This window comes from Rhodothermus profundi (assembly GCF_900142415.1).
GTDB classification, from domain to species: domain Bacteria; phylum Bacteroidota; class Rhodothermia; order Rhodothermales; family Rhodothermaceae; genus Rhodothermus; species Rhodothermus profundi.
Genome location: NZ_FRAU01000007.1, coordinates 23,328 through 46,038 on the forward strand (window position 1 = coordinate 23,328; position 22,711 = coordinate 46,038).

At 61.1% G+C, this 22,711-nt stretch carries 17 protein-coding genes; 13 read left to right on the forward strand and 4 right to left on the reverse strand.

Going from position 1 to position 22,711, the window contains the following annotated elements:
* Positions 1–38: 38 nt before the first annotated feature.
* From BUA15_RS13930 to BUA15_RS10380, 9 genes are all read left to right on the forward strand, one after another.
* The gene (locus tag BUA15_RS13930) at positions 39–482 is read left to right on the forward strand and encodes a heavy metal-responsive transcriptional regulator (protein WP_072715924.1); all 444 of its coding nucleotides are present in this window, start codon (positions 39–41) and stop codon (positions 480–482) included.
* Positions 442–2,913 (forward strand): heavy metal translocating P-type ATPase, encoded by a 2,472-nt coding sequence (locus tag BUA15_RS10350; protein WP_072715925.1) that lies wholly within the window; start codon positions 442–444, stop codon positions 2,911–2,913. The genes BUA15_RS13930 and BUA15_RS10350 overlap by 41 nt, the downstream gene beginning before the upstream one ends.
* Positions 2,914–2,915: 2 nt before the next feature.
* A complete protein-coding gene (locus BUA15_RS10355; protein ID WP_072715926.1) occupies positions 2,916–3,242 on the forward strand; it encodes a cation transporter in 327 nt (108 codons plus the stop codon).
* A 114-nt stretch (positions 3,243–3,356) separates the two neighbouring features.
* Positions 3,357–3,773 (forward strand): hypothetical protein, encoded by a 417-nt coding sequence (locus tag BUA15_RS13655; protein WP_143149604.1) that lies wholly within the window; start codon positions 3,357–3,359, stop codon positions 3,771–3,773.
* Positions 3,774–3,906: 133 nt separating this feature from the next.
* Positions 3,907–5,160 carry a TolC family protein gene (locus tag BUA15_RS10360; protein WP_084660579.1) on the forward strand — a complete coding sequence of 418 codons (1,254 nt, stop codon included), beginning with the start codon at positions 3,907–3,909 and terminating at the stop codon, positions 5,158–5,160.
* Positions 5,161–5,186: 26 nt separating this feature from the next.
* A complete protein-coding gene (locus tag BUA15_RS10365; protein ID WP_072715927.1) occupies positions 5,187–6,530 on the forward strand; it encodes an efflux RND transporter periplasmic adaptor subunit in 1,344 nt (447 codons plus the stop codon).
* A gap of 35 nt (positions 6,531–6,565) precedes the next feature.
* On the forward strand, positions 6,566–9,796 hold the full coding sequence (locus tag BUA15_RS10370) for an efflux RND transporter permease subunit (RefSeq protein WP_072715928.1): 3,231 nt from the start codon (positions 6,566–6,568) through the stop codon (positions 9,794–9,796).
* A 70-nt stretch (positions 9,797–9,866) separates the two neighbouring features.
* A complete protein-coding gene (locus BUA15_RS10375) occupies positions 9,867–11,366 on the forward strand; it encodes a hypothetical protein (protein ID WP_072715929.1) in 1,500 nt (499 codons plus the stop codon).
* Positions 11,367–11,371: 5 nt separating this feature from the next.
* The gene (locus BUA15_RS10380) at positions 11,372–12,148 is read left to right on the forward strand and encodes a PepSY domain-containing protein (protein ID WP_072715930.1); all 777 of its coding nucleotides are present in this window, start codon (positions 11,372–11,374) and stop codon (positions 12,146–12,148) included.
* On the opposite strand, the gene BUA15_RS10385 is transcribed toward BUA15_RS10380, so the two are convergent.
* Positions 12,075–13,349, reverse strand: a complete 1,275-nt coding sequence (locus BUA15_RS10385; RefSeq protein ID WP_072715931.1) for an MFS transporter — start codon at positions 13,347–13,349, stop codon at positions 12,075–12,077. The two genes, BUA15_RS10380 and BUA15_RS10385, sit on opposite strands and share 74 nt — an antisense overlap.
* A gap of 230 nt (positions 13,350–13,579) precedes the next feature.
* Here BUA15_RS10385 and BUA15_RS10390 point away from each other — a divergent pair, with 230 nt between their 5' ends.
* From BUA15_RS10390 to clpB, 3 genes are all read left to right on the forward strand, one after another.
* The gene (locus BUA15_RS10390) at positions 13,580–13,909 is read left to right on the forward strand and encodes an ArsR/SmtB family transcription factor (protein ID WP_072715932.1); all 330 of its coding nucleotides are present in this window, start codon (positions 13,580–13,582) and stop codon (positions 13,907–13,909) included.
* On the forward strand, positions 13,906–15,975 hold the full coding sequence (locus BUA15_RS10395) for a heavy metal translocating P-type ATPase (RefSeq protein ID WP_072715933.1): 2,070 nt from the start codon (positions 13,906–13,908) through the stop codon (positions 15,973–15,975). Before BUA15_RS10390 ends, BUA15_RS10395 begins: the two co-directional genes overlap by 4 nt.
* Before the next feature lie 120 nt (positions 15,976–16,095).
* Positions 16,096–18,738 (forward strand): ATP-dependent chaperone ClpB, encoded by a 2,643-nt coding sequence (clpB, locus tag BUA15_RS10400; protein ID WP_072715934.1) that lies wholly within the window; start codon positions 16,096–16,098, stop codon positions 18,736–18,738.
* A gap of 65 nt (positions 18,739–18,803) precedes the next feature.
* Here clpB and BUA15_RS10405 read toward each other — a convergent pair whose 3' ends face one another.
* The 3 genes from BUA15_RS10405 to BUA15_RS10415 form a co-directional block, all read right to left on the reverse strand.
* Positions 18,804–20,660 (reverse strand): adenosylcobalamin-dependent ribonucleoside-diphosphate reductase, encoded by a 1,857-nt coding sequence (locus BUA15_RS10405; protein WP_072715935.1) that lies wholly within the window; start codon positions 20,658–20,660, stop codon positions 18,804–18,806.
* A gap of 112 nt (positions 20,661–20,772) precedes the next feature.
* The gene (locus tag BUA15_RS10410) at positions 20,773–21,318 is read right to left on the reverse strand and encodes a dihydrofolate reductase (protein WP_072715936.1); all 546 of its coding nucleotides are present in this window, start codon (positions 21,316–21,318) and stop codon (positions 20,773–20,775) included.
* A 214-nt stretch (positions 21,319–21,532) separates the two neighbouring features.
* Positions 21,533–22,366 carry a thymidylate synthase gene (locus BUA15_RS10415; protein WP_072715937.1) on the reverse strand — a complete coding sequence of 278 codons (834 nt, stop codon included), beginning with the start codon at positions 22,364–22,366 and terminating at the stop codon, positions 21,533–21,535.
* Positions 22,367–22,447: 81 nt separating this feature from the next.
* Between BUA15_RS10415 and BUA15_RS10420 the strand changes: the two genes are divergently transcribed.
* Positions 22,448–22,708 (forward strand): hypothetical protein, encoded by a 261-nt coding sequence (locus tag BUA15_RS10420; RefSeq protein WP_072715938.1) that lies wholly within the window; start codon positions 22,448–22,450, stop codon positions 22,706–22,708.
* The last annotated feature ends 3 nt before the right edge of the window (positions 22,709–22,711 follow it).

Sequence of the window (22,711 nt, forward strand, 5' to 3'; positions counted from 1 at the left end):
GCGTACAGAGCCTCGCCATCTTTAGAAGAAAGGGATCCATGATGACCCGTGGCGAACTGGCCCGGCGGACCGGCGTGCATGCTGAAACGATCCGCTACTATGAACAGCGCGGCCTGTTGCCTCCGCCGCAGCGGACAGCCGCTGGATACCGCACCTATACCGAGACAGACGTCGAGCGGCTGCGCTTTATCAAGCGGGCCCAGGAACTGGGCTTTTCGCTGCGAGAAATCGAAGAACTGCTAACGCTGGAAGCCACGCCGGGCGCCAGCAGTGGACTGGTTCGCCAGCGAGCACTGGCCAAAATCGCCGAAATCGAAGCGCGAATTCGGGACCTGACCCGCATTCGCGATACGCTGCGCCGTCTGGTAGCGGCCTGCGACGGTCAGGCTCCAATTGAGCACTGCCCCATCTTGCACGCCTTGCACGACAAGCACGGAGCGTATGTCGATGACGGAGCCGCTGACGGAAAATCCCACGCCTGAGACCAGCGCGGCGCTGCGCCTGCCCGTTGAGGGCATGGAATGCGCAGCTTGCGCCGTTCGCATCGAACGACGCCTGCGCAATGTGCCGGGCGTGCGGGAAGCGGCGGTCAACTACGCCACCGGCGAAGCGGCGGTGGCCATCGATCCCAACGCGGTTGGTCTGGATCAGCTCGTAGCGACCATTGAAGCCGCAGGCTATGGCGTCCGCACCGAAACCCTGCGGTGCCCGCTGACGCGCGCGCCTTCCGATGGCGAGCTGGCGCAGCTTTTTGCGCGCACGAATGGCGTGCTAGCCTGGGAAGTTGTTTCTGAAGGCGAAACGCCGGTGCTTCAGGTGCGCTACGTACCGGTGGTGGCCGATCCGGCCGCGTTGCAGCAGCAGCTCGCCGCGGCCGGCTTGCTGGCCGAACATGAACGCCAGGCTGTACCGACCGGCCGTGAGGCGCTGCGCCGCGAACGCGAAGCCCACTACCGAGACGCTCGACGGCGTTTCTGGATTGCCGCCGCGCTGAGCATTCCGGTCGTTGTGCTGGCCATGTGGCCGGGCGCCCATGAACTGGCCGGCGCTGTCTGGATCCAGTGGTTGCTGACCACGCCCGTTGTCTTCTGGTCGGGCCGCCCATTCTTCACGGGAGCCTGGCGGGCTTTCCGTCATCACGCGGCCGACATGAACACTCTTGTAGCCATTGGCGTGGGCGCTGCCTATGTTTACAGCACGGTTGCCACTGTCTTCCCGCGCTTTTTTGAAGCGGCCGGACGCGCGCCAGATGTCTATTTTGAGGCAGCCGCGGTGATCGTCACGCTGATCCTGCTGGGTCGCATGCTCGAAGCACGGGCGCGCGCTCGAACCAGTGCAGCCATCGAAAAGCTGCTTGATCTGCAACCGCCTCGCGCTCGCGTTGAACGCAACGGGCATCTGGAAGAAATCTCTGTCGAAGCGGTCCGGGTAGGAGACCGGGTGATCGTTCGCCCTGGAGAAAAAATTCCCGTGGACGGCGTCATCGAAGAAGGGGTGGCGGCTATTGATGAAAGCATGATCACGGGCGAGTCGATTCCGGTCGATAAAAAGCCCGGCGACTCGGTAATAGGGGGCACCGTAAATCGAAGCGGAGCGCTGGTCATCCGCGTTACCCGTATCGGGCGTGACACGGTGCTTCAGCAGATTGTCCGTCTTGTTGAAGAAGCTCAGGCCCGTAAAGCGCCCATTCAACGGCTGGCCGACCGCGTGGCGGGCATCTTTGTCCCTGCAGTGCTCCTAGTAGCTATTGCCACGTTTGTGCTCTGGTTCGACTTTGGGCCAGAGCCGCGACTGACGCACGCCTTGCTCACCTTTGTGTCCGTGCTCATTATTGCCTGCCCCTGTGCGCTGGGGCTGGCTACCCCCACCGCCATTCTGGTCGCTACAGGCCGGGCTGCTCAGATTGGCGTGCTGATTAAAGGAGGCGATGCGCTGGAACGTTTGCGCCAGGTCGATCTGATTGTGTTCGACAAAACCGGCACGCTCACCGAAGGGCGTCCGCGTCTGGAGCGTGTCGTATCGCTGAACGGGTATGACGCCGACCAATTGCTGACCCTGGCGGCGGCTGTTGAGCAGCGTTCAGAGCACCCGCTAGCCCGCGCTATTGTGGAGGCGGCCGAAACGCGCGGCCTGAAGCTTCCGTCCGTCCAGGACTTCGAGGTGCTGACCGGTCTGGGCGTTGCCGCCCGGGTGGATGGGCGCCTGGTGCAGATCGCACGTCCGGCTTTTCTGGCGGAACAGGGCATTCCGGTGCCGGAAGAGATGGTAGCCAGGCTGGCTGGCGAGGGGCATACGGTTGTGGCCGTGGCCGTGGATCATCGGCCAGCCGGCCTGCTGGCCATTGCCGACACGATTCGCCCTTCAGCCGAATCGGCTATCCGGGCCCTGCATCGCATGGGTCGTCGCGTCGCGATGATTACGGGCGACAGCGAAACCGCAGCCCGGACGGTTGCCCGGCGACTGGGAATCGACGAAGTACGCGCCAACGTGCTTCCTCAGGATAAAACAGCGGCTGTGGCTGCTTTTCAAGCGGAAGGCTATGTGGTGGCTATGGTAGGCGATGGCATCAATGATGCCCCTGCCCTGGCACAGGCCGACGTAGGCATTGCAATGGGCACAGGCACGGATGTGGCTATTGAGGCCGGCGACGTCACGCTCATGCGGCCCGATCTGCGCGCTGTGGTAGACGCGTTCCGGCTGTCTACTCGCACGCTCCGCACCATCAAGCAGAATCTATTCTTTGCCTTTATATATAACGTGCTGGGCATTCCCATCGCGGCGGGAGTGTTGTATCCATTTACGGGCCTGTTGCTCAGTCCCATGATTGCAGCAGCCGCCATGGCGCTTTCAAGCGTCTCGGTCGTCACGAACAGTCTTCGGCTGCGACGTTTTCAACCTGAACTGCTGTCCTGATCATGGATACGACCGCCTGGATCGTGACGCTGATTGGCCTGGCCGCTATGGCCTGGGTCGTCTGGTATTTCTGGCTCTCTGAGCCCCGCGCGACAACACCCAACCAACCCAGAATATCTGCCATGAAAACGCAGGAAACGCTTCAGATCGAAGGCATGAGCTGCCAGCACTGCGTGCATGCCGTAACCAACGCCCTGAAACAGCTACCCGGTGTCGAAGTGCAGTCGGTCGAAATTGGTCGCGCTACGGTTGCCTACGATCCGGAACAGGTCAGCCGGGATCAGATCAAGGCCGCCATTGAAGCGGAAGGCTACACGGTAGCTACCTGAAGCGCTTTCTGGCGGCGCCTGTCCTGGCTGAGCGCTTTTTAAGGTAACGCTGAGACCGCTTTAAGCATTGGATCTGTATCCTTTAAAAGGATTGAAGATACGTGCCCAACACCTATGCGCGGCGTCGTGTACAGAGGAGTTCAGGGTCTGGGGATCGGGCTGGCAGCCCTGATGTTGACCGGACTGCTGCATCTGCTGGAGCCTGCCTGCCTGATCCCGACCCCGACCCGCGCAACAACCGATGCTTCCCTACCGGTAGGTTGTCTCTCCGGCGGCACACCAGAGGCTTCATCAAGCACCTTCTGCATCCTTTCTGATCCCGCCTCCTGCTGCCTGGAAGCCCACCGGGTCTCGTGGACGTCTCGTCCGGCAACAGGCACCTGTTGCCACGCCTCGCCCACGTTCAAGGCACTGTCCCCCACCCATACGGCAAAGCAAACGCCCCTGCAGCCGGCTGCCCTACCCACCACGCAACAACGACGTGCTTCAACGGTAGCACGCTACCTGCAATTCGCCGTGCTACGCCTCTGAGCCCAACCCGCATCCTGCCTGAATGCCTTTCAGGCAGAAGGTCAACCGATCCCTACCTGCGCACAGCATCTGGTTTCCTCTAACCTTAGCAAAGAAAGGGCTTATGCGTAGCCATGTAAGCTATTTAGGATTAATGCGTATTCTTACTTTTTTGATCTTTCCTCTGACGCTCTATGCACAGCCGAACGCGTCTATCCCCCAGCTATCGCTGAGTGCGCTGGTTCAGGAGGCCTTGCAGGCCAATCCGGCGTTGCAGGCTGCCCGGCTGGCTGCTGCAGCGCGCGGCACCCGTCCGGTTCAGGTCGGGTCGCTGCCAGACCCTTCCTTCGAAGCGGGTTACCGGCCCCTGGCTATCGGGAGCTTCGAAGGTGCCGCGCCGGCTACTTTCATGCTCATGCAGCGGCTGCCTTTTCCTGGAAAGCTCCGCCTGGATGCCGAGGCCGCTCAGCTTGAAGCCGAAGCCGCGGCTCAGGATGCCGATGCCCTGGCCCTACGGCTGGTGTTTGCCCTGCGCGCTACCTACTTTGAACTATACCGCCTGCAGGAGACGCGTCGGCTGATTGAGGACTTCCAGGAGCGACTGCGCGCCTTTGCCGAAGCAGCCGCCGTCCGTTACGAAGTCGGGCAGGGCTCCCAGGCAGCCGTGCTGCGCGTGCAACTGGAGCAGCATCGGCTCTCACGACAATTGCTGGACCTCCAGGGTGCCTGGCAGGCCCTGTATGCCCGACTGATTCAGCTTACTGGACGCACCGATCTGCCCGACACGGTGCGTCTGGAGCCGCTCACGCCACCGGCCGCTCTTCCTCAGCAGTCCATAGCGGAGGCGTTCGAGCGCCATCCCGAAGCGCTGGCGCTTCGCCTGCGCGAACACCGCGCCCGCACGCTTATCCGGCGTGCTCGTCGAGAATACTGGCCGGACTTCGTAATCGGGGTCGGACTGACCGATATGATGCGCATGAACCAGCCGGTCGCTCCCCTTTCCTCGCTGGATGATCGGCTGGCCGTGCGTTTTGGCGTCATTTTACCATTGCAGCGGGCGCGCCGATCGGCTCGGGTCGAAGAGACCCGCCTGGAAGCGCGGCGCCTGGAAGCCCGCTACATCGATCTCTACAACCGCTTTCTCAGCCGCTGGCAGGCACTCGAAGAACGCTTTGCTGCCGACCGGGCCAATCTGGCCCTCCTCGAACAGACGCTGATTCCAGAAGCCCGAACCACGCGGGAAGCTCTGCTGAGCGCCTATACAACCGGCCAGGCATCGTACCTGGATCTGCTGGATGCAGAGCGCGCGCTCTTTGAGCTTGAACGCCAGTGGGTCAACACCCTCACGCGCCTGCTCCTCACGCAGGCCGAAGCCGAGCAATTGCTGGGTCTGTTGCCATCCCCGTGAAAAAACCAAACTGTTGGAGGATAGCCATGCGTACGCGCATTGTCCTGTTTTCAAGCCTGCTGGGCCTGTTGCTCATCGCCTACGTGGCCCACAGTCTGTGGCGGAGCAACGCGGAGGTACCCGTCGCTTCGGTCGACACCACGACCGCCATGGCCCCACCCTCGGGTGGACTGGCCGCCTTTGACAAAAACGGCGACGGAATCGTCTACCAGGACCCCATGCATCCCTGGATCGTCCTGGACGCTCCCGGGAAAGCGCCAGACTGCGGCATGGACCTCGTCCCGGTTTCCATCCATGAAGGCATGGACATGGAAACGGATGGATCGGTCCGGATCGACCCCGTGGTGCTCCAGAACACGGGAGTCCGCCTGACCACTGTCGAGGTAGCGCCACTGGCGCCCACGGTGCGCGCAACGGCCCGCCTGGAGGTCAACGAGCAGCAACTCGTTGCCGTATCGCCCAAGATCAGCGGCTGGGTCGAAGTACTCTATGTGGACTACGAGGGCGCCCGCGTTCGCAAAGGGGAGCCGCTTCTGGAAATCTATAGCCCGGAGTTAGTCTCTACCCAGGAAGAATACCTGCTGGCCCTGCGAAACGTCCGCCAGCTCGCTGGCACACCGGCTGAAGCTGACGCGCGTCGGCTGCTGGAGGCCGCCCGTCGTCGGCTGCTTTTCTGGGATATTACCGACCAGCAGATTCAGCAGCTCGAAGAAACGGGCCAGCCGCGCAAAACGCTGACCCTGTATGCCCCTGCCTCCGGGACGGTGCTGGAAAAGAAAGTGGTGGAAGGCCAGAAGATCCAGGCCGGTCAGACGCTGTTCGTGCTGGCCGACCTCTCGACGCTCTGGCTACAGGTGGACGTTTATGAGCACGACCTGAGCTGGGTTGTCCCTGGCATTCGGGCAGAAATCACCCTGCCCTATGATCCGACCGTTCGCCTGGAAGGCTATGTGGACTACGTCTACGACACGCTGGACCCGACCACCCGGACCGCCCAGGCTCGCATTGTGGTGCCCAACCCCGGCCTGCGACTCAAGCCCGGTATGTATGCGGTGGCCACACTGCACGGGCGGCCTACGCCACCTCGACCGCTGGTACCAGACGAAGCCATTGTACGCTACGGCAACGAAGCCTTTGTCATCGTAGCCCTTGGGGAAGGCCGCTTCCTTCCTACCAGGGTTCAGGTCGGTCATGAGGCTAACGGATATGCCCAGATTCTGGACGGCCTGCAGGGAGGCGAGCAAATCGTTGCCCGCGCCCAGTTTCTTATCGACTCAGAAGCCCGCCTGAAAAGTGCCCTGGGCGCGCTGATGAGCGGTCATCAACATGGCAGCGCGATGGAGGCGGACGAGCCTGACGCCCACTCCTGAATCAGATTTCTTCCACCTAAACCTGAAAAACAGCCATGTTAGAGCGGATCATAGAAGGAAGCATGCGGAACCGCCAGCTCGTGCTCATGCTGGCGATTCTGCTGGCCGCCCTGGGCGTGTGGGCCACCCTGAACATTCCGATTGATGCGATACCGGACATCTCCGATGTGCAGGTGGTCATCCGCACCGAATACCCCGGGCAGGCTCCGCAAATTGTCGAAGACCAGGTTACGTATCCGCTGGCTACGGCCATGCTGGCCGTGCCGGGCGCCCGGACGGTCCGGGGCTACTCCATGTTCGGGACCTCCTTCGTCTACATCATCTTCGAAGATGGAACCGACATGTACTGGGCCCGAAGTCGGGTCCTGGAATATCTGAACCAGGTGGCCGGCACCCTGCCTGAAGGCGCCAAGCCGGCCATCGGACCGGACGCCACCAGCGTCGGCTGGATCTTCGAATACAGCCTGGTCGATACGACCGGACGCCACGACCTGGCCGACCTGCGCACCCTGCAGGACTTTTTCCTGAAATACGAGCTACAGTCCATTCCCGGGGTCTCGGAAGTCGCCACGGTCGGTGGGTTCGTCAAGCAGTATCAGATTGTCGTTGATCCGCAAAAGCTGCTGGCCTATGGCATCCCGCTGAGCCATGTCCGCATGGCTATCCAGCGGTCTAACCGGGAAGTAGGCGCTCGTCTGCTGGAACTGGGTGAACGGGAGTTTATCGTGCGGGGGCGCGGCTATATCCAGAGTCTGGACGACCTGCGCCAGATTCCCCTGAAAGCGAAAGATGGGACGGTCATCACGCTGGACGACGTCGCCATCATTCGGCATGGCCCGGAAATTCGGCGCGGCATTGCCGAGCGCAACGGCGAAGGCGAAGTGGTCGGAGGGATTGTAATCATGCGCTATGGCGAAAATGCCCTGCGCGTGATCGAACGGGTCAAGGCACGCCTGGCCGAGCTGGAGGCCAGTTTGCCCGAAGGCGTTACCATTAACATCGAATACGATCGTTCCCGGCTAATCCGGGATGCAGTTCGGACGGTCACGCTGAAGCTCTGGCAGCAGTTGGCCGTTGTCGCGCTAATTGTCTTTGTGTTTCTGCTGCACGTGCGCAGTGCCTTTGTGGCGCTGGTCTCGGTGCCGCTGGGCGCGCTGACCGCGCTGCTCATCATGTACCTGCTGGGCGTCAACGCCAACATTATGAGCCTGGGGGGCATTGCGGTGGCAATTGGGGTGATGGTGGACGCTTCCCTCGTGATGGTGGAAAACGCTTTTAAGCATCTGGAGCAGGCCCGCCTGAAAGCGGGCACCACGCAGCTTACCGCCAGCGAACGCCTGCGCGTGCTGCTGGCATCTGCCCGCGAGGTCGGCCCCAGCATGTTCTTCTCGCTCCTGATCGTGACGATCAGCTACCTGCCGGTATTTGCACTGCAGCAGGTAGAAGGCCGCCTGTTCCGCCCCCTGGCCATGACGACCACGTTTTCCATGGCCGCGGCATCGGTGCTGGCCGTTACCTTGATTCCTGCCCTGATGGTCCTCTTCGTACGGGGCCGCATCCGCACCGAACATCAGAATCCCCTGACGCGCTTCTTTGCCTGGGCTTACCGGCCAGTGATCCGCTACACGCTCCGCCATCCGTGGCGCATCGTGCTGGGCAGCGTGTTGCTGCTGGGGTTGACGCTGCTGCCCATTCAGCGGTTGATGCTGGGCCGCGTTTACATCGACTTTCCCCAGATCGGCTCCGAGTTTATGCCGCCGCTGAACGAGGGCGATCTGCTCTACATGCCGACCACCCTGCCCGGCATCTCTCCTCAGAAGGCCAAAGAACTGCTTCAACAAACGGACCGGATTATCAAGAGCTTTCCCGAGGTTAAGTCGGTCTTTGGCAAAGCGGGCCGCGCCGAAACGGCTACCGACCCAGCTCCCCTGTCCATGTTTGAAACGATCATCATCCTGAAAGATCGGAGCGAGTGGCGGCCCGGGATGACGTTGGACCGGCTCATTGAAGAAATGGACCGGGCCCTGCGCATTCCTGGATTGACAAATGCCTGGACGATGCCCATCAAAACCCGGGTCGATATGCTGGCCACGGGCATCAAGACACCGGTTGGCATCAAGATTATTGGACCGGATCTCCCGACGCTGGAGCAGATCGGGGCCCATCTGGAACAGGTGCTGCGCCAGGTACCGGGCACCCGCTCGGTGTACGCCGAACGGGCCATGGGAGGCAGCTACCTGGACGTGGTGGTTGACCGCGCCGAAGCAGCCCGCTATGGCCTGACCGTAGGCGACGTGCTGGAAATTGTGCAGACGGCTATTGGCGGCATGAACGTTACCACCACCATTGAGGGGCTTGAACGGTACCCGGTGCTGGTCCGCTACCCCCGCGACCTGCGCGACAACCTTCCGGCTTTACGCCAGGTGCTGGTGCCCACTCCTTCAGGTGCCCAGGTTCCGCTGGGGCAACTGGCCCGCTTCGAGCTGGTCGAGGGCCCGCCCATGATCAAAAGTGAAAATGCTCGCCCCAACGCCTGGGTCTACATCGACCTGGAGCAGGGTATCGATATCGGCTCATACGTCCAGCAAGCCCAGGAAATTGTGGCGCAAGAGGTATCCCTGCCGCCTGGTTACTCCCTGGTCTGGAGCGGGCAGTATGAATACATGGAGCGAGCATCGCGGCGGCTGCGGTTTCTGGTGCCGCTGACCATCGGGATCGTGTTCTTGCTGCTGCTCATTCACTTTCGCAGCCTGCGCGAGACCTTGCTGCTCATGGCCACGCTACCTATGGCGGCTATTGGAGCCGTCTGGCTTATGAGCATACTGGGCTTCAACATGAGCGTTGCCGCTGCGGTGGGCTACATTGCCGTGGCCGGACTGGCAGCCGAAACCGGCGTGGTCATGCAGGCCTTTCTGTCCGACACCATCGCCCGTTACCGCCGAGAAGGTCGCCTGACCTCGCTAGCAGCCCTACAGGCTGCTCTGGAAGAGGGAGCCTCGCGTCGCGTGCGCCCGCTGCTAATGACGGTGTCGACCTCGTTGATCGGCCTCCTGCCTGTTATGTTCGGCTCTGAAACCGGAGCCGAGGTCATGAAGCGCCTGGCCGCTCCCATGGTAGGCGGCCTGTTCAGCGCGGCCGCCCTGACGCTGGTGGTTATCCCTGCCCTGAACATGATTATCCACCGCATTCGGCTTCGGAAAGAACTGTCAACCCGCACCACCGACCATCAGCCGGAACCTGCGCCGGCTTCCTCCCCGGCTTCGTAAGCTTCCTCGGCCCGTTTCTTGTGTGCGGTAAAAGTGCTAATTTGCCGCACACCATCCAAAAGGGCCCATCATGCGTCGCTACCGGTGGCCGAGCGTTGTGTGGTGCCTTGTTTTCTGGAGCGCAGCCGTGGGGGCGGCGGCCCAGCCGTCGCCTCCACGGGGCACCCTCTTAGAATGGGCAGCCCATATGCGCCGCCTGGTGCTGGATCGCACGCATGGCTACGGCGGCCGCTACTACGAGGGCGGCCTTTTCCGCACGTTCACCCGCAAAATGGACTACGAGTACGAGCTGGACCTGCTTACCTATCGCTTCTCGCTATTTGATGACGCCCGCTGGGTGCAGCGTCCCGGAGGGTACCGGGTCTATACCGGCAGCATCGACTACGGGGTCTTTGTAACTGAGAGTCAGTTCAAGCACACCGTTGCCCTGAATCGCCGCAGTCGCTTTCAGCTATGGGGCCTTCAGGAAGAAAACCTTCGGGCTCGGCGCTTCTTTGTCGAAATAGGCTATACCTATCAACTGGCCGCCCAGCACCAGATTGGCCTGCGTCATACCCTGGGGATGGACAAAGCCGACCTGGATTTTTCCCTGCATTATCAGTGGCGTTCGCTTGCCCGCGGTGGCGTGCGCCTGGAACTGGGCCTGCTGGACTGGGCCAGCAATTTTGTTTACCGATTGATAGCCCGGAGCAATCGCAGCTTTGAAACCCGCCAGCGCTACCAGCACCGTCCTTATTTACTTTCGATCACAGCGACCACCCCGGTCGCTTCGCCGCTCCGAGCCGAACTGGCCGCCGGCCTGCAAACCCGCGCCCGGGCTCGCGTTGACCAGACGGTCGCCCGCACTCCAGGTCGCGCTGGCTATGTAACCGAACAGTTGCGCGCCTTTGAAAACCAAGAGTCAGTTGGATATCTGGGATTGCTGCTTGAATACGCTCATCCCTTCTTTACCCTGGGCGTTACCTATCGCGGCCGCTACGCTTCGGTCAACCGCACCCCGTCCGCCGACAGCACCGGCTGCTGGGAAGCCGCCCGCGGACTGAGCCGCTGCTGGGTACCCTATCCCGCCCACTTTCAAAGCCGGGAATTCTCCAGCGCTTTAGGCCTGCACGGTGCGCTGCGCTGGCGCCGCCTGGCCGTGCAAACCGAGTGGATTCGCGCCATCAATGGCGATCGAATGCAGGGTCCCGCCTTACCGGAAGCCTTTGTGGTTCCCTATGACTTTCGCGAGCGCCGCCTGACCGGCAAAACGCGTCTGACCTACCTGTCGCCAGGAGGCTTCTGGGCGGCGCTGGAGCTCAACCTCGAAGACCGTAACGTACGAGGTCCTCGACAGGCCGGTACCATTAATCTTTCGTTTCGTCGTAACTTTCCCGACCAAGTAGTCCCGTTCAACCGGCGGGTTACCCTACTGCTGGGCTATCAGCGCCCCACGCTGGAACTGACCGTCGGCGTCTCCTTTGATCAGGACGGTGACCTGTACAGCGGCTGGGGCATTCCCAGTCAGTGGCGCGACAGACCTGCCCGTTTTGACGGAGGCTTCTTTCGCCTACAACTAACCTGGCCGTAATTACGATGCGCGTACCCGTTCGCACCATCCGCAAAATCCACCGCTACCTGGGGCTCATTATCGGCATCCAGCTTTTGCTCTGGACCGTCAGCGGCCTGTTTTTCAGTCTGAACCCCATTGAAAAGGTGCGTGGAGAGCATCTGATGGCTCCGCCACCCACGCTTTCCCTCGACGACACCCTGCTGGCCTCACCAGCCCGGGTGCTCCAGGCTGTTGAGCAGCGATTTCCAGGCGCTGAGGTGCTTCAGATTACCCTGCGTCCGCTCCTGGACCGGCCGGTCTATGAGATTACGCTGCGCACAAACGAAACCCTGCGTTTCGCGCTGGCCGACGCCCGCACTGGCCAACTGCGCCCCCCTATCACAGAAGCTGAAGCTATAGCTATCGCTCAGGCCGACTTCACGCCGGAAGCCCCTGTTGCCGCCGTCGAATACCTGACCGAAGCTCCGCGTGGTTCTGAATTTCGAAACAGCCCGCTGCCTGTCTATCGGGTGGTTTTTGACCATCCTACGGGAACGCGCATCTACGTGGCCGCCGAAAATGGCCAGATTACGGCTCGTCGCAATGATACCTGGCGCTGGTTCGACTTTTTCTGGATGTTCCACATCATGGACTACCGGGATCGGGACAATTTCAATCACCTGCTTCTTCAGGGCTTTTCCCTGTTTGGATTGCTTACGGTGCTCAGCGGCTTTGTGCTCTGGGCTGTTACCTCGCCGACGCTTCGGGGACGCCGGAAGCGGAAGCGCATTCGTCAGGTGGTCGGGTCTCCTCAAGCGTAGCGGCAGCAATCCCCCCGGAAAGCAGCGTTAGCCCCGCGATGGTACCAATCGCCCAGGAAATGCTCAGCACGTCAGCCAGCACGCCAGCCAGCAACGCACCGATCACATACCCCCCATCACGCCAGAGCCGATAAACCCCTACGGAAGTAGAGCGCCAGGCGGGATGCGCTACATCGCCGATGACGGCTAAAAGCGTCGGGTACACCATGGCTGTGCCTACGCCCAGGCCTACCATGGCCGCAGCCTGCCCGGCAAACGCAGGAGAAAGCAGCATGCCCCCAATGCTTACGCCCTGCAGCACCATTCCCCCGACGATCAACGGTCGCCGACCTAGGCGGTCGGAGAGAGCTCCTGTGATTAGTTGCCCCAGCCCCCAGACGGCCGGATAGAGCGCGGCCAGCCAGCCAATCTGCGTCAGGCTATAGCCCAGCGCCGCGAAAAAAAGCGGAAACAGCCCCCAGGCCATGCCATCGTTCAAGTTATTCACCAGACCGGCCTGGCACACAGCAAACAGCCGCCGGTCGCGCCAGGAAGTGCGCAGAAATACCTCGCGAAACGACGGAGTCGGCTCCTGAGAATCAGCGTGCTGCTGCGCTTCGAGCGCAGCGTGGTGCCGCGTCTCCCGCACAAACAGCAACGAAAGTCCGAGACCGGCCAGCGAAAACCCTACCCCCAGATAAAACGGCTGCGGTCGCAGCGCATAAGCGGCCGCTACATAACCGGTCGCCAGCGCGGCCAATGATACGGCCAGGTAGCCGGCCGCCTCGTTTAGCCCCATCGCCAGGCCGCGCTGCCGGGGCCCCACCAGGTCAATCTTCATAATGACTGTCATCGACCAGGCCAACCCCTGATTCAGCCCGAGCAACACATTGGCCACGACCACCCAGTCCCATGAGGGGGCCCACATGAGCAGCCAGGGCACTGGCAGACCTACCAGCCAACCGGCCAGCAGCACCCGCCGCCGTCCGATCTGATCGCCCAGTCGACCTGCCAGAAGGTTGGCCAGCGCCTTGGTCAACCCAAAACTTGCCACAAAGGAAAGCGTCGCCACCCGCGACGCCAACCCGAACTCCTGCTCGGCCAACAGGGGAAGAATCGCCCGCTCCATCCCTACCATAGCCCCTACAAAAGCGTTGACGACGACCAGCAGGCTAAACTGCACCCAGTTGGCCCGCAATCCCAGACGAACCGGCGAATCCATAGCGCATGCTTCCGTTCAGATTGCTACGCAGCCAAGACGCGTGCGCTTCAGACAGCGTGCTCCTTCTCTCCTCGAAGCAACACGCGAAGGCAATCCCTTCGGATTACACACCTCTCCGAACTATTGAGGCACGTCCCTCTTGTCGGTTTCTGGCTCTTGATCCTGCAGAGGGAGAATTCTTATATTCTAACATCAGAATATTATGATATTAAAATTAATAATTATATTCAATGTCTGCAATACCAGATCGTCTAGCCCTCAAGGCAAAGCTTTTTCGCGGGTTGGCCGATCCGGCCCGGCTAAGCCTTTTAGAGGCGCTGCGCGCGGGTCCCCAGACAGTTACGGCGCTGGTGCAGGCAACTGGCCTGAGCCAGCCCAACGTTTCTAACCACCTGCGCTGCCTGCTGGACTGTGGCCTGGTGCATCGCAGCCGGCAGGGTCGTTTTACCATTTACCAGCTCAGCGATCCTCGCATTGCCGAATTGCTCCAGTTGGCCGAGCAGGTGCTGGCCGACATTGCGGCGGGCATTTACCATTGCACGCGCTACGACGCCCCATGAAGACCATCGAGTTGCCTGTCGAGGGCATGGATTGCGCCGATTGCGCCCGCCATGTGGCACAGGCCCTGGAGCGGGTGCCCGGCGTCTGCCGCGTTGAGGTGTTGCTGGCTGCCCAGAAAGCGGTCGTGGAAGTAGATCCCGTTCGGCCGCCTGCACTGGAGGCGTTGTGCCGGGCTGTCGAGTCAGCCGGCTATCGCGTCTCGCCTCCCGCTACGCCCCTGCCGAGCGCATCTCCCACGCGGCGTATCGTTACGCTGCTGGCCTTTGTGTTCGGGGCGGTGTTGACGGTTGTGGTGCTGGGCGAGTGGTTGGGGCTTTTCGAGCAGCTTACGGCACACGTGCCCCTGCCGGTGGGCATCGGACTGGTCGGGCTGCTGGGCTATCCCATCTTTCGCCAGGTAGCGCAGGCGCTGCTTCAGGGACGCATTCTGGCCCACACGCTTATGAGCATTGGGGCGTTGGCTGCGCTGCTGGCTGGGGCCTGGCCAACTGCGGTAGTGGTGGTTTTTTTCATGCGTATCGGGGAGTATGTCGAACGCTTCACGACGGAGCAGGCGCGGAGCGCGCTGCGAGGGTTGAGTCGGCTGATGCCCCGGCAGGCTCGCGTAGAGCGTGATGGAGCGCTGATCGAGGTAGCTGCTGAGTCGGTGCAGCCTGGTGAGGTAGTGCTGGTTCGGCCAGGGGAGCGCGTGCCGGTAGACGGGGAAGTGCTGGAAGGCACTGCTACGCTCGACACGTCGGCCCTCACTGGCGAATCCATGCCCGCCGAGGTAGGTCCGGGAAGTGTCGTGCTGGCCACCTCGCTCGTCCGTCAGGGCTACTTGCGTCTGAAAGCAACGCGCACTGGCACTGCCACTACATTTGGCCGCATCCTGCATCTGGTTGAAACGGCCGAGGCGAACCGGAGCGCTACCGAGCGGCTGGCCGACCGCTTTTCCGCCTACTACCTGCCGGTAGTAGGGGGCGTGGCTCTGCTCACCTATCTGGTGCGAGGCGACCTGATGGCTACCGTAGCCGTGCTCGTAGTGGCCTGTAGCTGCGCGTTTGCGCTGGCGACTCCTGTTGCGGTGCTTGCCGCTATTGGAGCTGCCGCTCGTCAGGGCATTGTTATCAAAGGCGGTCGCTACCTGGAAGCACTGGCTCGGACCGACGTCGTGCTGCTCGATAAAACCGGTACGCTCACGCTGGGACGCCCGCAACTGACCGATGTGATTCCATTGCAGGATCGCTCGCCCGACGCCCTGCTGGCCCTGGCTGCCTCAGCGGAATATGCCTCAGAGCATCCGTTAGCCGAAGCCATTCGCGAAGCAGCCCGGCAGCGTGGTCTCCCGATACGTCGCCCGGAAAACACCCGACCGTTGCCCGGCATAGGAATTGAAGCCCGGGTCAACGGACACTTCGTGCGGTTAGGCCGCCTACCCGCAGGCCAGACCTTTCCGAAAGCAGACGCGCTGGCTGCAGCGGGTAAGACGCTCATGCTGCTGGAGATTGACGGGCAGCCGGCCGCTTTGCTGGCTGCGGCCGATACCGAACGCCCGGGCCTCCGCGAGGCGCTGGAGGCGCTGCGTCGGCTGGGCATTCGCCATCTGGAACTCCTCACCGGAGATCATCCCCGTACTGCCGAACCACTGGCTCGCCGGCTGGGCCTGACCTATCGGGCCGGTCTGTTGCCTGCCGACAAAATCCAGATCGTGCAGGCATACCAGGCCCGGGGCCATACGGTTGTGATGATCGGTGATGGCATCAACGATGCCCCAGCGCTGATGCAGGCCGACGTTGGCATTGCGATGGGTTCAGGAACCGATGTGGCGCTCGACACGGCCGCCATCGTCCTTCTGCGAGACGACTGGCGGCAACTTCCCGCTCTGTTTCGTCTGGCCCGCCGCACGCGCCGCGTCATTGCCCTTAATCTCGGTTTTACAGCCCTCTATAACCTGATCGGCCTCGCACTGGCCGCGCTGGGCTATCTACCGCCTGTTCTGGCCGCTGCGGCGCAATCGTTGCCCGATCTGGGTATCCTGGGCAATTCGGCCCGCCTGCTTCGTGTCCGTCTGTCGACTTCCTGACCGGCAGGCTGCCATCCTGTCACCTGTCCTTCAACCGGTACGCTTTTCGTGCCCGGTCAGCGTGCACCTGTTTACTGGCAACGTGTCAGGGAGCGCAAACCAATTAACCCGAGAAAAACAATGAATCTGCAGAAATTTACCGTTAAGGCGCAGGAGGCGGTGCAACGCGCGCTGGAAATTGCCGCGCAGAAAAACCACCAGGCAATTGAACCGCCGCACCTGCTCAAGGCTCTGCTAAGCGAGCCCCAGGGTACAGCGGTTTCCATTTTGAAACGGCTTGGCGCCAGTCTCGAGTTGCTGCACACGAAGACCGACCAGGCGCTGGCAAAACTGCCGGTCGTGCACGGCGCCTCGGTATCCGGGCAGTACGTAGGCAATGAATTGAAGAAAGTCTTCGACCGGGCGCTGGCCGAGGCCGAGCTGCTCAAGGACGAATACGTCTCCAGTGAGCATCTGCTGATTGCGCTGGCCGAAAGCCAGACAGATGTGGGGCAAGCACTCCGAGAACAGGGCGTCACCAAGGAAAAGATCCTGAACGTGCTCAAGGATGTGCGGGGAGCGCAGCGCGTTACCGATCCGCATGCCGAAGAGCGGTACGAAGCCCTGCAGCGCTATGGCCGTGATTTGACAGAGCTGGCCCGCAAGGGTAAGCTGGACCCTGTTATCGGCCGCGACGAGGAAATCCGGCGGGTGCTGCAGATCCTTTCGCGTCGGATGAAGAACAACCCGGTCCTGGTAGGAGAGGCCGGTGTGGGTAAAACGGCGATTGTCGAAGGACTGGCCTTGCGCATTGTGCAGGGTGACGTGCCCGAAAGCTTGAAAGATCGGCGCATTGTAGCGCTCGACATGGGCGCCCTGCTGGCGGGTGCCAAGTACCGAGGAGAATTTGAGGAGCGGCTGAAAGCGGTCGTTCGCGAAGCGGCTGCCTCGGAAGGGCAGGTCATTCTCTTCATCGACGAGCTGCACACCGTGGTAGGCGCCGGAGCAGCAGAAGGAGCTGTGGACGCAGCCAACATTCTGAAACCAGCCCTGGCGCGCGGTGAAATTCGCGTAATCGGGGCCACGACGCTCGACGAATACCGGAAGTACATTGAAAAGGATAAGGCCCTGGAACGGCGCTTCCAGCCTGTGCTCGTCGAAGAGCCCTCGGTAGAGGATACCATCTCCATCTTGCGGGGCATCAAAGACCGCTACGAGGTGCATCATGGCGTGCGCATCACCGACAGCGCGTTGATTGCAGCAGCCGAACTCTCCCACCGCTACATCACCGATCGGCATCTGCCGGACAAGGCCATCGACCTGATCGACGAGGCGGCCGCGCGCCTGCGGATTGAAATTGATTCAATGCCGGAAGAGCTGGACCAGTTGGAGCGCCAGATCCGCCAGCTCGAGATCGAACGGGAGGCGGTCAAACGCGACAACGACCAGGAAAAGCTGAAAGCCATCAACGAGCAGCTTGCGAACCTTGAGGAGCAGCGGCGGGCGCTCCGGGCGCGCTGGCAGCAAGAAAAAGAGTTGATCCAGCGCATCCGGCAAATCAAGGAGGAAATTGAGCAGCTTCGGATCGAATCCGAACAACTGGAACGGCAGGGAGAATACGGCCGCGTGGCAGAAATCCGCTACGGCCGCATTCCAGAGCTGGAAAAACAGCTCAAAGAAGCTCAGCAAAAGCTGGATGAGGTCCAGAAGGATGGAGCCCTGCTGAAGGAAGAAGTTACGGCCGAAGACATTGCCGAAATTGTTGCGCGCTGGACGGGCATTCCCGTTGCCAAGCTGCTGGAAAGCGAGCGCGAAAAGCTGTTGCGGCTGGAGGAGGAGTTGTCCAAACGCGTCGTCGGGCAGCCTGAAGCCATCTCGGCTGTGGCCAACGCTGTGCGGCGCGGCCGCGCTGGACTTCAGGAGCCCAATCGGCCCATTGGCTCCTTCATTTTCCTCGGATCAACGGGCGTCGGGAAGACCGAGCTGGCCAAGGCACTGGCCGAGGCCCTCTTTAATGACGAGAACGCCATGATTCGGATTGACATGAGTGAGTATCAGGAGCGCCACTCGGTCAGCCGCCTCATTGGCGCGCCGCCCGGTTACGTTGGCTATGAAGAAGGGGGCCAGCTCACCGAAGCCGTGCGGCGGCGTCCTTACTCGGTGGTTCTGCTCGACGAGATTGAAAAGGCGCATCCGGAAGTCTTCAACATCCTGCTCCAGGTGCTGGACGACGGCCGGCTCACCGATAACAAGGGCCGGACGGCCGACTTCCGCAATACTATCATCATCATGACCAGTAACCTGGGCTCTGAGCTTATCCGTGAACGCATCGACGCGCACGGCGGCGAGGTGCCTCCGGAGGTCTATGAGCGGATGCGCGAAGAGATTCTCCAGTTGTTGCGGCAGCGGCTGCGGCCCGAATTCCTCAACCGGATCGATGAAATTATCGTCTTCCGGCCGCTGGGCCACGAAGAGATCCGGAAGATTGTCGAGATCCAGTTTGCCCGTATCCAGCAACTGGCAGCTCGCAGTCATAAGCTCAAGCTGGAACTGACCGACGCGGCGAAAGACTGGTTGGCCGAGCGCGGCTTTGATCCTGTCTTCGGTGCGCGGCCGCTCAAGCGGGTCATCCAGCGCGAAATTACAAACAAGCTGGCGGAAGAAATCCTGTCCGGGTTCTTCTCCGACGGTGACACGATTCGGATTGACGTGGCGCCGGACAGATCGGGGTTGATCTTCGAGAAGATCGCCCAGGTCGAGGCCGAGCCGGCCGGTACGGCCTAAGCGCCGGCGCCGGTGGCTCTGTCCTCCAGGCCCGGGTCCATAACGGACCCGGGTTTTTTGTTGGGTCAGTCAGCTTCTCGCTCAATGCTGCAGCAGTGTGTGCTTTCAGCCACGCCGGCATTGATGGCCTCCAGTACAGCACCGCGCACCGGACTGGGCCGGTAGGTCGTGCACCCTTTCAGGCCATGCGCATAGGCCCAGTCGTAGAGCTGACGAAACGCCTGAAACGGCGTGTCGGCCGGCACATTCACGGTTTTTGAAATGGCTCCGTCCACATACGGCTGCAGGGCAGCCTGCATTTTTAGATGATCGTACGGGTCCAGATGCTGCGCGTCGACAAACGCTTCAGGCAGCATCTCGCTGTTGCCGTGCAGTCGTTGCCATAGCCGCAGTGCGTAGTCGGTCAGGGTGTACGCCTGTCGGCGGCCATTCATATCCAGAATGTAGCGCGTGTAGCGATAGGCGAAAACGGGTTCAATGCCACTGGACACATTATTGGCCAGCAAACTGATCGTGCCCGTGGGCGCAATGGAAAGTAGATGGCTGTTTCGAATGCCGTAGGTAGCAATGCCTTTGCGAATGTCTTCCGGCAGCGACTGGATGAAGGGACTTTCCAGATAGCGCGCCCGCTCAAAAAAGGGAAACGGCCCCTTTTCGCGAGCCAGGGCAATGGAAGTGCGATAGGCCGTGTAGCAGATCGTCCGCATAATGCGGGCAGCCAGCCGCCGGGCTTCGTCCGAGGCGTAGTGCAGGCCCAGCATGATCAGCGTGTCGGCCAGTCCTGTGATGCCCAGGCCGATACGTCGCGTGCCCCGGGCCTGCTCGGCCTGCGCCGGCAGCGGAAAACCCGACACATCAATCACGTTGTCGAGCAGGCGCACGGCCACAGCGACAGTCTCCCGGATCCCTTCCCAGTCAAGATCGGCTTCCGGTGTAAACGGCGCCCGCACAAAGCGCGTCAGGTTGATCGAACCCAGATCGCAAGCGCCATAGGGGGGCAACGGCTGCTCGCCGCAGGGATTCGTGGCGGTAATATGTTCGCGATAGGCAAGATTGTTCATCCGATTGATCGTATCGATAAAAAGCACGCCAGGCTCAGCGTAGTCGTACGTGGCGCGCAGCATCTGCTCCCAGAGCGCCCGTGCCTTCACAAGGCGGAGCACGCGGCAGGGAACGGGCCGGGCGGCGCCGGTCCAGCGTCGGTAAAGGATCGGTCGGTCTCCCATGCCTTCGTCTTCCAGCGTAGCAGCCGGAAAAACCAGCGGCCAGTCGGCGTCGCGCTGCACGGCTTCCATGAAGGCATCGAAGACCTGCACCGACAGATTAAAGTGCGTGAGCGCGCCCGGCTGGTGTTTTGCAGTGATAAACGTCTCGATGTCGGGATGATCGCATCGCAGCGTCGCCATCATAGCGCCCCGGCGGGCCCCTGTCGATAGTAGCGTGGCGCACATAGCGTCCCAGATATGCATGAACGAAACGGGACCCGAGGCAATAGTGCCCGTGGTGCGCGCGCGCGTTCCGGCTGGCCGCAACGTTGAGAAGTCGTAGCCAACTCCTCCGCCCTGTTGCATGGTCAGGGCGCCTTCTTTCAGGCTATCGAAGATGCCGTCGAGCGAGTCTTCAATAAGCCCCATAACAAAGCAGTTGAAAAGCGTCACGCGGTGGCGGGTGCCGGCGCCCGCCAGAATACGTCCGCCCGGCAACAACTTGAAGCCATAGAGCACCTGATAGAAGCGCTGCGCCCAGCGTTCTCGTTCGGGTTCAGCCGCAGCCAGGGCCCGGGCTACCCGGCGCCAGGTATCTTCAATGGTTTGATCCCGCACGACGGCTCCTTCGCGGTAGCGGTACTTTGCATTCCAGACGTGCCAGGAGACCGGTTCATGAAAATGCGTTCCCAGGTCTGGTAGCCCTTCCACCGCCATAGCCGCTACGTTCGATACACTGATACCTGTTCTAATGATAACGCAGCGGCTGCGTTTGAGATTTGCTGCGGTGCCGCGACCTGAGGGATCCCGGCGAAAAATGGCCAATTCGTTACGGTACCGGCACGTCGGGCCGACGCCGATAGGTCACAAACCGAAAGCCTGGATGCTGCTCAACGGCCACTTCTTCGAAGATAGGACCGATGAGCGATTCATAGGGAGGAAAGAAAGTGTCGCCCTCGTAGTCTCCTTCCACCAGCGTCAGCTCCAGTCGGTCTGCACGCGGCAGAAACTGGGCATATACGTTGGCCCCACCAGCGATGAACAGACGGGGCACTGCACCGGCCGCAGCCAGCGCTGCCTCCACGCTGGGATAGACCTCTACACCTGCCAGATCCGGATAGGTACGGGTTCGGGAAAGCACCAGATGGCGCCGGCCAGGCAGCGGTCCCCCGAACTGTTCCAGCAGCGACTCAAAGGTCTTCCGTCCCATGAGCAGTGGATGCCCCATGGTCAGTTGCTTGAAGCGCCGCAGGTCTTCCGGCAGATGCCAGGGCAGCCGCCCCTCTCGTCCAATGACCCGATTCTTTTCGGCCAGGGCGGCAATGAGCACAATTTCTGGTCGTCTGAGTGCTGTCGCTTTATCCGACCGATGCATTGGTCCTGTTCTTATGCGTTCTTCTGCTGAAATAGGGGAGCCAGAGACCCTGCCTCTTCAAAGGCCTGGTGTGGGGAATGGTTACGCATGCCGAGGTACTTTCATGTTCGTCCTCCAGGCCCGACCCGCCTCGTGCCACCTGACGTTTCCTTCCCAGAGGACCGCTGCGAAAGACGCTGCCGGCATTGTTTTAACCGGACCGTTTCTGGCCGCATCACACAGCAATCGGCGCCTTGATCGGCGGATGATACCGGTAGTTCACAAATTCGAAGTCTTCCATGCGATAGTCGAAGATCGACGGAGGCTTTCGCCGGATTACTAACTGAGGCAACGGATAGGGCTCGCGAGAAAGCAGCTCATTTACCTGCTCCAGATGATTCAGATAAATATGACAGTCGCCTCCTGTCCAGATCAGCTCCCCTACCTCCAGGTCGGTCTGCTGCGCTATCATGTGGGTGAGCAGGCTGTAGGAAGCAATGTTAAAGGGTACGCCCAGGAACGCATCGGCTGAGCGCTGAAAAACCAGGCAGGAAAGCTTCCCTTCTGCCACGTAAAATTGAAAGAGTACGTGGCAGGGTGCCAGGGCCATTCGTCCCTGGCGTACGTTTTCCTGGGGGGAGCATCGCTCGTCAGGCAAATCTGCCACGTTCCAGGCGCTCACCACGTGCCGCCGCGACCAGGGTCGTTCTCGGATTGCGCGCACGACTTCGGCGATCTGATCAATCTCACGTCCATCCGGTGCGCGCCACCGACGCCACTGCTTGCCGTAGATGGGTCCCAGTTCGCCCTCTTCCGTTGCCCACTCGTCCCAGATTGTCACGCCGTGCGCGTGCAAATACGCCAGGTTTGTCTCCCCTCGGAGAAACCACAGCAGTTCGTGCACCACGCTCTTGAGATGGATCTTTTTCGTCGTGACCAGCGGAAAACCCGCCTGCAGGTCGAACCGCATCTGGTAGCCAAACACGCTGATCGTGCCGACGCCGGTGCGGTCTTCCCGTCGAATACCGTGCTGCAGGATATGGCGCAGAAATTCGTGATACGGTCGCATGGCGCGTTGGAACGTAGCAAACGGGCGCTCGTTTTTCAGACAGACTGTTGCAATCTACGAAAGGTTTGACATTCTGGAAATATGGATCCGACGCTTCATCAAAAACAGGGGATCAACCACCTGAAGCGTGTGCTGGCCTACGCGCCTATGGTGGCCGAAAACGGTCGCGCGCAGGTGCATCTGACGCAGGAAGACTGGTTTGTGGTGGCCGATACGCTCTTCCGGATGCATACCCCAAAGGAAATGTTGCCGCCGGAGATTCAGGAATACCGGCTTACGAACGAAAACCGCACGATTGAGCTGGTTACGCCGGATCTGGTAATCGAAGTGGAAATGTTCTGAGGC